Origin of the sequence: Bellilinea caldifistulae, from assembly GCF_001306055.1 — a bacterium.
Taxonomy (GTDB): Bacteria; Chloroflexota; Anaerolineae; order Anaerolineales; family Anaerolineaceae; genus Bellilinea; species Bellilinea caldifistulae.
This window is the reverse complement of sequence record NZ_LGHJ01000004.1, coordinates 1-12211: the sequence shown is the minus strand read 5'-3', so window position 1 is coordinate 12211 and position 12211 is coordinate 1. Positions and strand designations below refer to the sequence as shown.

The 12211-nt window shown below is 49.7% G+C and carries 12 protein-coding genes and 1 other annotated feature (1 of these 13 cut by a window edge); all 12 genes read right to left on the bottom strand.

Annotated elements, in window-relative coordinates:
* Positions 1-185, bottom strand: a binding site (T-box leader) (it extends 75 nt beyond the left edge of the window).
* Positions 186-245: 60 nt separating this feature from the next.
* The 12 genes from AC812_RS00855 to AC812_RS00800 all read right to left on the bottom strand — a co-directional run bounded on the left by AC812_RS00855 (position 246) and on the right by AC812_RS00800 (position 11982).
* Entirely contained in the window at positions 246-2294 is a 2049-nt protein-coding gene (locus tag AC812_RS00855; RefSeq protein WP_061918051.1) for a hypothetical protein, read from the bottom strand.
* A 20-nt stretch (positions 2295-2314) separates the two neighbouring features.
* The gene (locus AC812_RS00850; RefSeq protein ID WP_061918053.1) at positions 2315-3619 is read right to left on the bottom strand and encodes a thymidine phosphorylase; all 1305 of its coding nucleotides are present in this window, start codon (positions 3617-3619) and stop codon (positions 2315-2317) included.
* Between the two features lie 13 nt (positions 3620-3632).
* Positions 3633-4802, bottom strand: coding sequence for a glycosyltransferase (locus tag AC812_RS00845; protein ID WP_061918055.1), 1170 nt, complete (start codon positions 4800-4802; stop codon positions 3633-3635).
* 66 nt (positions 4803-4868) lie between these two features.
* Positions 4869-5654, bottom strand: coding sequence for an RNA-binding cell elongation regulator Jag/EloR (gene jag, locus AC812_RS00840; protein WP_061918057.1), 786 nt, complete (start codon positions 5652-5654; stop codon positions 4869-4871).
* Positions 5655-5702: 48 nt separating this feature from the next.
* Positions 5703-6515 carry a YidC/Oxa1 family membrane protein insertase gene (locus AC812_RS00835; protein WP_061918059.1) on the bottom strand — a complete coding sequence of 271 codons (813 nt, stop codon included), beginning with the start codon at positions 6513-6515 and terminating at the stop codon, positions 5703-5705.
* Positions 6516-6529: 14 nt separating this feature from the next.
* Complete coding sequence (locus tag AC812_RS00830) at positions 6530-7588, bottom strand: outer membrane protein assembly factor BamB family protein (protein ID WP_061918061.1); 1059 nt, start codon at positions 7586-7588, stop codon at positions 6530-6532.
* 37 nt (positions 7589-7625) lie between these two features.
* Entirely contained in the window at positions 7626-7826 is a 201-nt protein-coding gene (gene yidD, locus AC812_RS00825) for a membrane protein insertion efficiency factor YidD (protein ID WP_061918071.1), read from the bottom strand.
* Positions 7827-7890: 64 nt separating this feature from the next.
* A complete protein-coding gene (rnpA, locus tag AC812_RS00820; RefSeq protein WP_061918063.1) occupies positions 7891-8310 on the bottom strand; it encodes a ribonuclease P protein component in 420 nt (139 codons plus the stop codon).
* Between the two features lie 21 nt (positions 8311-8331).
* Positions 8332-8502, bottom strand: a complete 171-nt coding sequence (gene rpmH, locus AC812_RS00815; RefSeq protein ID WP_061918065.1) for a 50S ribosomal protein L34 — start codon at positions 8500-8502, stop codon at positions 8332-8334.
* Positions 8503-8657: 155 nt separating this feature from the next.
* Complete coding sequence (locus tag AC812_RS00810) at positions 8658-9347, bottom strand: potassium channel family protein (protein ID WP_061918067.1); 690 nt, start codon at positions 9345-9347, stop codon at positions 8658-8660.
* A gap of 5 nt (positions 9348-9352) precedes the next feature.
* Positions 9353-10042, bottom strand: coding sequence for a potassium channel family protein (locus AC812_RS00805; protein WP_236839265.1), 690 nt, complete (start codon positions 10040-10042; stop codon positions 9353-9355).
* Entirely contained in the window at positions 10042-11982 is a 1941-nt protein-coding gene (locus AC812_RS00800) for an APC family permease (RefSeq protein WP_061918069.1), read from the bottom strand. The genes AC812_RS00805 and AC812_RS00800 overlap by 1 nt, the downstream gene beginning before the upstream one ends.
* Positions 11983-12211: the final 229 nt, after the last annotated feature.

Below are 12211 nucleotides of genomic sequence, written 5' to 3'. Positions count from 1 at the left end.
ATTTTCAGGAAATATTCGCGCCTTATCTAACGGCTGGCGAAACCGGCGCCCCTACTGACAGGCAACCCTGCGTTCAGTTTGCAGCTCCGGAAGGATTTTCGATTTGTCGCTTTGCGCCCGGCTCACACCCACCCGGACTCGCTGTGGCTGCGTTCAAACCTACTCGTTTCCATCATCGCTTTTATAAAGATGCCGAAATTATGCCACGAATTTAACCGAATGACAAGTGCAAAACCAATCAAATGTTAAGGAGCCCGGTACCGGTAAAGTCTGAATTCCAGAATATCAGTTACGGGTTCAAGGCGTCCATCGAACAGGGAATAATACGGAGCTGAGTCTTCAATCATTCCCGGATTTCCAAACACATAATCCAGGCGCAGTTGATCCAGGAATTCCCTTCCTCGCCCGTTTTTGAGATGTTGAAAGTAATCATAACTGTTGATCAAGCCATCCAGATTAATGATAGTGCGATCGTGGATAAAATAGGCAGTTGTCCCGCCCCCCGGCATTCCAATTAAACTCCCTGCAGGCGTATGTTTTTCCAGTAATTCAACCTCTAGAAGATAGTAGGATTGAGCAGTATTCCGCTGCAACACATACGAATTAAGTAATCTCAAACTGCCCCAAACAAATATCACCATCATACTTAAACCGGCAAAGGCGACGAGCCATTTTTCTTTTCGTTTTATAAAAGAAAATAGGGGAAACCAGCCATCCAGTGAAAAAGCAAATAATAATACCCCGACAAGGGACTCATTCACCCAATACCATGGGCGCAGATTCACATAATAGCTCCCCGTGTAATACATAATTTGCAGCAGGCAAGCAGACAAAACCGGGGTTATCACTAATATTCGAGGATCAAAATTGGATTTTTTGATTTTCCAAATCAAACCAATCAACACCAATACCAGCCAGCCAACCACCAGACTCGCTCTTAACCATGCACTCTCAACCACTCCCCCCATTCCACCTGACAAAGCGTTGCTTATTATTGAAGCCGGCAGAAAGAGCAACCACCACGGGCTTTGACCAATATTCTCAAAAAAACCAAATAAGGCAGGAATGCTATTGACAGGTTGACCATAAACGATATCCAAAATCGTACCCCACCAATGCTTAACCTGACCGCTGACAGGAGTCGGCGTTCCAAACCAAACCAGATTAAGCAGCAGATAAGCGCTCAAACCGATCACAATCGGTAAAGCATACCCAACCCCCCGCCAGACCCACTTGCGAAAATTTTGAAAAAACTCCCGCAGCGGTGAGATTTCCTGATCTTCAATTTTCCCCACCAGCCCAATCGCCAGTCGCCGCGCAGGTAAAAATAGAAGCATACTGTATAAGATATCCAATAAACCCACCATGCGAGGATAGCTTCCGATGACCCCGCTGACATTGAGCATCAGCAACAATATCGCTACAACGGCTGCCGAACTCAGGCTGACAAGGCAAACCCTCGAGAACTCCTTCCGAAGTCCCCTCCACATCGGATCAAACAATCCCATGCTATAAGCCAGAATGATCTTAAGCGGCACACCCAGTCCAATCATCGCATATAGGGTATGTTGAAAATCATTCAGCAAGCGAGGAAAACCAATCCGAGAAAAAAAGGCCAGATAAATTGCAATGAGACCCACAGTAAGATAAAACAGCCAGAAAATGAATCTTCGCTTTTCGCGAAACACGACCACCAGACCGACGGTTAATACTAAAAACACATTATCCAGCCGGGCAAACAAAACCAGGAGTGCAGTCATCCCCAAAAGCAGGCGATCACGCCACGACTCTTGAGCGATTGGCTTCTCTAAAAGGCGGCCAGTCAGGAAAATCAATACCCCTACACACAGTCCATTAAGTGCCGATTCCATCCCCAGTTGAGTGATAGAGCGATGAAGTGGAGGGAAAAAAAACCAGAAAACTGCCGCCAGCATTGCAAGAAACGGATGAACAGTCTTTGAAAGAAAGCGGTACAGAATAATACCGCTTGTCAGAGAAATCAACACCGACAAGCCAACGACCAGACGCAAAGGCACAAAAAGGTCAAGGCGTGCCAACGAGAAAACCGGAATCAAAACAAGCATCCACAAGGGATGATAGCCGTTCGAAGGATGGATGCCGTCAAGGGTAGATCCCCTCCCTTCACTGATGTTGCGCGCCACCTGAAAGTAATAAAAAGCATCATCGGTGGTGAACCATCTTTCCAACAGTAAATCCATTGGAGCAAAAATCACCGTTAAGTGAACGGCGATCACCAATAACGCAAATGCCACCTCAAACCATCTTAGTTTCATTACACCCAAAACGGAGCAGACTACTCAATTACCCCGTAAAACAAAGGTAAGGGCTGAACCGAGGTGGTGCTCCAGCTGTGCGCCGCCAGTAATCGTTGTTTGGCCTGTGCCAGTTTGGAGCGGTCATTGGCATGGATGGTAAAAAGCAGATCCCCCTCACGCACAAAATCCCCAACTTTATGATGGATAACCACACCCACAGCGTGATCAATCGGATCTCCTTTTTTGGTCCTGCCGGCCCCCAAATCTACCGAGGTTTCACCCACTTCCCGGGCGTTAATAGCGGATAAATACCCCTGCTGGCTGGCATAAACCTTTTCAATGAAATCTGCCTTCGGTAGCAATTCGGGTTGATCCACCATGCGAACATCCCCCCCTTGGGCCTGCACCAGTGTGCGGAATTGCTGCCATGCCCGCCCTTCCCGTAAGGCTTCTTCCGCAAGATCGCGCCCTTCGCGCAAATCTTGAACCTTTCCACCAATCACCAGCATGTGGCTGGCAATTTCCATACAATGTTCGTAGAAATCTTCCGGCCCGTTGCCATGCAGGGTATCTATTGCCTCGCGTAATTCCAGTGCATTTCCCACGGCGTACCCCAACGGCTGATTCATGTCCGATAAAACCGCCACCGCTTTGCGCCCGGAAAGACGGGCAATCGCCACCATTAATTCCGCCAGCTGACGGGCATCCTCCAGAGTTTCCATGAAAGCACCCGCCCCAACTTTCACATCCAGAACAATTGCCTGCGCCCCGGCAGCAATTTTTTTACTCATAATTGAAGATGCGATCAAAGGAATGGACGGAACCGTACCAGTAACATCCCTTAAGGCGTATAATTTACCGTCCGCCGGGGCTAAATCCCCCGTCTGACCGGTCAGTACCAATCCATAAGTTCGCAGATGATGGATGAACTCCTCTTTGCTCAAATCGGTGCGAAAACCACGGATTGATTCAATCTTGTCCAGTGTGCCGCCGCTGAAACCAAGTCCGCGTCCGGACATTTTACCAACCGGTAACCCACAAGCAGCCACCACGGGTTCAACCACCAGCGTAGTTTTATCCCCAACACCACCGGTTGAGTGTTTATCCACCGCAATCGGAACAACACCGGTTAAATCCAAAACCTCCCCAGAATAAGCCATTGCCAGAGTCAAATCCGTAGTTTCCTGTTCGGTCATACCGTTCAGCATCACCGCCATAGCCCAGGCCGCTACCTGATAATCCGGTATTTCTCCCCGTGTAAATCCCTGCACAAAAAAATCAATTTCTTCACGGCTCAGCACTTTTCGGTCGCGTTTCTTTATGATGATATCCACTGCTTTCATGAGTTTTCCTCCGTCAGAAAAAGCGAATTTTGGGCCGTTCCAGACGACGATCTTTCCAAGTAGAGGTGCCGCTTATAGTCAGATAGAAAGAGCGCACCGCAATCAAAGTGTTGAAAAGCACCGTCAGGGGATAAAAAATGGCCAGATAAACCGGAAATTTCAGACGGGCATAAACCAAAGCCCAAATCATCAGAGAGAGACCCACTGCCACACCAGCTTTTTGCATTGGAAAGTAATTAGCTTTCAAACCAAACAGGTTAAGAAAAAGAACGACCAGCGGTTCCCAGAAAACCATCATCAACCACGAAAACACAAAACCATATGTTAAGAGATTATACCGAAAAGCCGCAAAATAATTCTTACTAAAACCTTCAATGACCTGAGTTAGAGAACGATACATCCGGCATTTCACCTGCGTCGTCCCATCCGCCAGCCACCAGCGGAAACCCCGTTTCACTGTCAGGCGTCCCAGAGCCAGATCATCCACTGCATCGTTCCGCACCGCCGCATGGCCGCCGATTTCAAAATAAACCTGCCTGTCAAACAGCATAAACTGGCCAATTGTAAAGGTCAACCAGTCAAGCTGCACCTTTCTGGCAATGCCCAGGGGTAAAACCGTGTAAACCGCCCACAAGAAAAAGGGTTGAATCAGCCGTTCTCCACAACTTTTTACAATTTCCTTCGGAACAACGCTAAGCAATTGGACGTGTTCGTGAAAAAAAGTATTTACCGCATGCGTAATGGCTTTTGGATGAAGCACCGTATCTGCATCTAAAAAGAGCAACAATTCACCGCTGCTTTGTTCGGCTAACTGATGACACGCCCAGTGCTTTCCCAACCAGCCGGGCGGGAGAGGTTTCCCTTCCACCAAAACCAACCGCCGATCCTGCTGAACGTAACGACGGGCAATTTCAGCCGTTCGATCGGTAGATTGATCATCCAGAACCCGGATTTCCAAGTTGGGATAATCCTGTCTCAATACCGACTCCAGACACGCCCCAATATTTTCCTCTTCGTTTCGGGCTGGTATGAGGACGGACACGAGCGGTTTTTGAGCAGCTGGCGGATAGCGGTCAATTCGCCGAAACCAAAAAAGATTGAAGACCGAAATGGTCAAAATGACCCCAAGGTAGCCCAGCAAGCCATCCGCATGGGTAGAAACGATGAACTGCCAGATGGTCACATTATCTCCAAAAAGAAAACAGGCTTTTCAAGTTCGCCATTGAAAATGCCTGTTTCTGATAATGATTCATGAATGGTGTTTCTTGAGAAAGATTGTGACCTTTCGGTTTGGTTCCTCACCCACGCTTTCGGTGGTTACTTCCGGATGATCGCGTAGTTCAAGGTGGATCACTCGTCGTTCATTAGCCGGCATGGGTTCAAGGGTGATTTTTCTTCCGGTGTGCACGACCTGTTCGGCACTGCGGCGTGCCAGCACCCGTAATTGACGTTCCCTTCGGGCACGATAGCCCTGCACATCAATAATCAACGGTACCCAATGGCCAACCTCTTTGCTTAGAATCAGGCTGGTGATGTACTGCAAGGCATTCAAAGTCTCCGACCGCCGACCGATGAGAATACTCAAATCCTCGCCCTGCACCTCCACCATCACCGTCGGTTGATCGTTTTCATCCTGCGGGGGAAGCATGCTCGCCTTTAGACGAGCTTTCAGGTGCATTTTTTGCAACAACTCCCCCGTAATTTGCTCAGCGGTGGCCAATACAAATTTCTCATCCCTGTCCAGAGTTCCTTCGGTTGGCTGAGTCGGGTTTGTTGAGAGAGCGGGTTTCCTTTCAATCTTGGCCGGTCGTTTCTTTTCGTTTTCCAGCGGAGCAGTTTGAACGCTCTCTTTTTCTTTGATCCACAAACGGATACGCGCCTGACGGCTGCCCAAACCAAGGAAACCACGGCTACCAGCATCCAAAACTTCAACTTCGACCTCTTCTTCGCGCAGGCCAAGTTGATTCAATCCTTTAGCAACTGCCTCTTCGACAGTTGGAGCAATGATTTCAAGGGTGGTTTTCTCGTGACTCATAGCCTCCTCAAATCTTCCCTTTTCAAATTTAATTAGGGCGATGCTGCACTATTTCGAATAGGATTTTTTCCCGCCGCTGCCGGCTGGCGCTGGCTGTTTGTTCAAAAATGGGAACACGTTTCCCCAATTGACTTTACCTAACATTGCATATTGCAGGATACCGATCAGGTTCGAAGCCACAAAGTACAAAGCCAGACCCGAAGCCAGTGTATAAGCCAGATATCCCATGAAGATTGGCATGTACAGGTTCATCATATTCGACATTGCCGCTGTTTGATCTTTGGGATTGGCGGAAGGGGTGGCAATCAACTTCCCCTGCACATAAGTCGTGATTACAACCACAACCACCAGTACCGGAATGCCAAAACTCAACCCCGGAATGAACAACCGTTCGGGTTGACCCAGATCCATCCACAGGAAACGCGAATTCAGCGGGATCAGCGATTCAACCTGCAAAAGGCCGGGATAAATATGGCGGATCAACCGCAGCAAATCCAGTGGTGTACTGGCCAGCGCAGAGATGATTGCCTGATACAAGCCGAAAATGATCGGCAGCTGGATCAAAGTTGGCAGACAGGAAGCAAACGGATTGATTCCCAACTCTTTGTAGAGTGCCATTTGCTCCTGTGCCAATTTTTCACGGTCACCTTTGTATTTTTCTTGAATTTTGATCCATTTTTCGTTCTTTTGAAGTTCCTGCATTGCCTGCGCTCCCTTGATCTGTTTAACCATCAAGGGGTGGGTAATTAACCGAATCAGCAGGGTGAACAGGATGATGGCAATCCCAAAATTCTGTCCAACAATGTTATAGATGAACAGCAGGGTGTTGATAAACGGCGTAATAATCAAAGCGTCCCACATGACTTTTACCTCTCTTATTTAGGTGGAACAAACGTCCAAAGGTCTTGCCCATCCAGCGAGACCATTTTCAAAAACTCTTTACCGCCGGCAATGCCCACTGCCAGACGGTCGCCGATGACTACCGGCCCGGTGTACAACTTTCCTTCAAAGGTGCGGCTCCACAAACGCTCACCCTCCAGCGTCATGGCAATCAGACTGCCATCCTCGGTCGGAAAAATCACCCGGCTGTCCAGAACTGTTGGTTTACCGGTCACTGGCTGATCCACTTTTTGAGTCCAGATTTCAGCCCCATCCTTCGTCGAGATGGCATAGACTGTTCCCTGCAAATCTCCCATGTAAAGCCGGCCATCATGCAAGGCGGGCTGAGTCCACAAACCGCCTTCGAATTGGCGCTGCCAGCGGATGGAACCGTCCTGCGTGTTGATAGCCATCAGATTGCGCGCCAAAGTGGTCAGATACAACGTACCTTCCTCGGCGTCCAGGGTGGGTGAATAGATCACCGCCCCGCCAACATCCAATGACCACAGCTCTTGTCCGGTTCGAAGGTTTATGGCGTACACCTTGTGATCCATCGAAGCCTGATATACGAACTCCCCGTCACTGACCGGCTGCGCCCACAAGGCCCGGCCGGTTTCAAATTTCCACAGTAGCGATCCATTTTTGGAAAGGGCATAGAGAAAATGATCCGCATTCGGGGCGAGGATTACATCCCCCACCACCAGCGGACTGGCAATCCAATCGGCCTGAGCCTGTGTGAAGATCCACTTTTCTACCCCGCTGTTCGGATCGAGACTGTGCAGGACATTTTCATAATCCCCCACAAGCAATTGATCATCAGCCAGCACCGGTGCGGCGAAAAACATCTGTCGCCCTGCTTTCTCTGGAAAACGCCAGATCATGCTGCCATCCGCTGCCCGAATGGCATAAACGTGCTGCATATAGGCAACGTAGACAGCATCGCCGTTTGAGCTGACCCCCGGCCAGCTGGAGCCTGAAAGCGGTGCGCCACAGGATGTTAACAATACAGCTCCTAACAGGAACAGTCCGATGAGTAAAATTTTTGTATTTTTCATAGATTTTTTTCGTGTCAGTTAGATTTCTCGCTCAACTTCAAGGTACGGGATCATATCCACCGGGATTGAAAGGATTGCAACGCAATACCCGCCACACCGCCATAAGCGTACCTTTAATTGCGCCATGCTTGTAGATGGCCTGATAACCGTAGTGTGAGCAGGTCGGATAAAAACGGCAGGTGTTGGCCGGTAATGCTGGTGAAACCAGTTTTTGATAGAGGCGGATTAAACCCAGCAAAACCCAACGCGGCGCCGTTTTGAAGTTGAACGGTAAATCCCGTAGTCTCGGTTCATGAGAATAATCATGCTCGATCATCGAACCTTGTCCCGTTTTCAACAATCACGTGCGCGCGAGTCAACAATTCCAACACCGATTGAGTCAAGTCTTCAAAATCGGCGGTTAAGACCGGTTTGCGCGCAATCAGCACCACATCCCAGCCGGCCTGCATGCGGGGCAGCAACCCGTCCACCACCGCTCGCAAGCGCCTTTTGGCTCGATTCCGGTCTACGGCACTGCCCACTGCTTTGCTGGCGGTAATACCGATACGCAATTGACCTTCCTCATTGGACAGCACACTTAACACAACAAACGGGTGCGTAAATGATTTACCTGATTGCCGCACCCGCTTGAAATCGTTCGACCGTCTTAGCCTGAATTTGCGCTTCACCCATGAATCCGTCCATTGAAGACCAATGAACGGCAGGTCGCGCCCTAAGGGCATTACCTGCGTAGACAGCACCGATTACCAGCGTACCTTTTTAACATGGCTGTTTGCGGTGACTGTCAGACGGTAGCGGCCGCGCAAGCGGCGGCGTTTCAATACCTGCCGTCCGTCAGCCGTTGCCATCCGGGCGCGAAAGCCATGCACGCGAACACGGCGGCGAATTTTTGGTTGGTATGTCCGTTTGGGCATATCGTAATCCTTTCCTCATTGATTTTTAGCCACTGTGTCCTGCGCAAATTGCCAAACCCCTTTATCGAAATGTTTGGCGATTTCCGCAGTGCACAGGTGATTGCGAAGGGTAGAACCAAATTATACCCTATGCTTGGGTAGTGGTCAAACAAATTTCACTTTGTACGGCCATTGACCGCCTTATTCGGGGAGAGCATTTTAGCCAGTTGCCGGGCACCTTCCGGATCTGCCACGGCTAAAACTTCATCGCCGGGTTCAAAGGTGGTCACACCGCGCGGCACAATCACCTCTCCGTGCCGAATGATAGCCGCAATCACACAATGTTCAGGTAAATTCAGGTCTTTTATGGCAACCCCCAATGCCGCAGCATCCGCAGGGACTTTCTCTTCGACAAGGGAATAATTCCCCCGCCGCAGCTTGATCAGAGTCATCATATCACCCAGCGACATCTCTTCTTCGATGATGGATGCCATAATTTCGGCCTGATTGACCGCCACATCCACATGAAACTTGTGATCAAACAGCCACGCGTTACGAGGATTATTGATGCGAGCAATAGTTCGCGGAACTTTATAACGGCTACGCGCCATGAAACAAATCGCCAGATTAACCTCATCTTCGGTTGTACAGGCTGCCAGTACATCGGCTTTTTCTGCTCCGGCTTTTTCCAACACCAGCGGGTCAATCGGGCGTCCCTCAAAAATCACCTCGGTGGGTAATTCTTTGTGCAAACGCGCCAGTACCTCTGGGCGATTATCAATCAATTGAACATAATGATTTTGGGCAACCAGAATCCGCGCCAACTGGGCGCCGGTTCTTCCGCCACCTGCAATAATGACATACATTCTGGCTACTCCCTTCCTTCCATCAACTTTTGGCGTAAGCAGTTACTGCCATTAAAGGTAGCGCTTACGTGAATGATGTCACCGCCCTTGATCATCAAGCCGGATTGGGGCAGCATTGCCCGCCCAGCCCGTGTAATCGAGATCGGCAGGCATTCTTCATCCGGCAGCAATTCCTCCAACGTTTTACCATCCCATCGTTCAGGGATGACAAATTCGTAGATCTCCACTTCCCCATTTCCGGCTGAAAAGACCGTATGAACGCCCGAATCGTAGAGCATTTCTTCAATCCGCTGCGCCCCCCAACTGGTCGAACTGATCACCTGAAGTTCCAGCTCTTCAAACAACACCCGGCAGCGTGGATCGTAATTGCGCGCAACCACATTGGGGACATGAAAAACCTCCCGGGCAACCCGTGCTACCACGGCATTGATGGCATCCGAGCTGGTAACGGCCGCCAGAGCATCGGCATTTTCGATACCTGCCCGCACCAACACATCCTGCGAGAGCGCATCCCCTTCATGAAGCCGGCCGGTAAAATCGGGGGGCAAATTATTGAACGAAGTTGGCGATGAATCAATCACCGCCACCGAGTGACCGGCTCGAAACAGCCGATAAGCCAGGGCTGACCCCAGCCGGCCGCAGCCGACCACGATGATCTGCATTCTTTTTTGAGATGATTCTTGATCTGCTTTCATTAATCCACCTGATAGGGAACGCTGGTGATGACAATATCTTTATGAAAGAGCAATGCCATACGTAAAGTAAGTGCAGTTTGAGTGTGCAGTAAACTGGCCCACCAATGCCGCGGCACAAACTCCGGCACGACAATGGTGATGATTTCATTGGGCTGACGGAGGGCTTCGATTTCATTGATGTATTCCAACAACGGCTCAATGAATAAGCGATAGGGCGATTCAAGAATGACCAACCTGCGGCCGTCTCCCCACGTTTCCCATTTTTGTCGCACCCGGTCGGCTTCCTGCGGATCAAGGGACACATGCACGGCTGTAATGTCATCCGAGAGCGTACGAGCATACCGCAGAGCCGCCAGCGTACCCCGATGAACACCGCCGATAGGGATGATCACCCGATGACGACCGATCTGCGGTAAGCCGCCGTAATTTTCAAGAGAAAGTTTGGCAGCCAGATGATGGTAGTGCCGCTGAATACCGCTAAAAATCACCACCAGTGTGGGAATAATCACAATCACTACCCACGCGCCATCCACAAACTTGGTTGCGGCAAAGACAATCATCACAACACCCGTGCAAAAAGCCCCAAAGCCATTGATGACCATCTTAAGAAGCCAGTTTGGGTCGTAACGGAGCACCGAGCCGCGTTCCCTTAACTCTTGTCCTTCTTTCAACTTTCCTATTTTCCACCAACGGTGTGCCATGCCGGCTTGAGACAAGGTAAAGGAAAGAAAAACACCAACGGCGTAAAGCGGGATCAAGCGTGTGACCGAGGCTTGAAATACAACGATCAACAAAGTTGCCAGCAAAGCCAGCAGCACGATCCCCCGTGAATACACCAGCCGACTGCCACGGTAGGTCAACTGACGCGGGAGCAAACCATCGGTTGCAGTGATTGCGCTCAACCGCGGGAAATCAGCAAACGAGGTATTGGCTGCCATAATCAAGATGACGGTCGTAGCGATAATCACTGCACCGTACAGGCCACCCCTCCCATTAAAAGCCGTGCGCGCCAGTTGCGAAATGACCGTTTCAGCCTCGGACGGAACAGCCTGAATGTGAGCCGATAAAAACGAAATACTCAACATCAGACTGCCGAGAATGAGCGACATGATGATCAGCGTAGTACCCGCATTTTTGGAGCGAGGCTCACGAAAAGCCGGGATGCCATCGGCAATGGCTTCAATACCCGTCAATGCCGCAGTTCCGCTGGCAAAAGCTCTCAAAATTAGAAAAGCCCCCACCCCATAGGTTGTGTGAAGAATTTCGAGTGGTGGTGGATCGGTAACCACACCCAGCGTACCAAACAGGTATCTTCCCAATCCTACCAGCACAGTAACAAACATGGTAATAATGAAAAAGTACGTGGGAATGGCAAATGTCTTGCCCGACTCCTTAATCCCTCGCAAGTTGACCACCATGATAAAAGCAACCAGCCCAACTGCAATCCAAACTCGGTATTCAAATAGTGACGGAATAGCAGAAACAATTTGGGCAACCCCCGAGGAAATAGAAACCGCAACGGTCAGAATGTAATCTGTCAGCAATGCTGCAGCGGCAACTTTTGAGGGTAAGGCTCCTATATTGTCCCGGGTTACGATATACGCGCCACCGCCATTTGGATACGCATGAACCGTTTGTTCGTAGGAGAGAGTAACGATTCCCAATAGAATTACAATTGCGATGGCCAATGGAAAGACGTACTGATAAGCTTGAGGCCCCAACACCATCAGGATGACCAGCATTTCCTGCGTAGCATACGCCGTCGAGGAAAGCGCATCCGATGCAAAAACAGCCAGCCCAATCAACACCCCAATCGTTTGGTGAGGGGCATCTGCAGTTGGTAAAGGTCTGCCAATCAGCCAAGTGCGCCAGCTTTTCTTGGGCTTGGCCTCGGTTTCACGGCGAAGTACAGTCGTACCGGTTTGATCTTCGATATTCATTTATTCTCAGTAACGCCTTTATTTCCAGACGCAAGAACTCTTATCAACAAAGCCTGTGATTATAATAGCAAATCTTGGCGTGGTCAATTATAATTTTAGTCAGAGATTGTTGAAAAACAAACAACTGGGATTGACGAAAAGGGGAAAACCTTAATACAATCGAACCAAACCACTTTGGAGATCAGCGGGATGGAAAAGCAGCGTTTCGAAGAAACCGGCAAAGGATCAT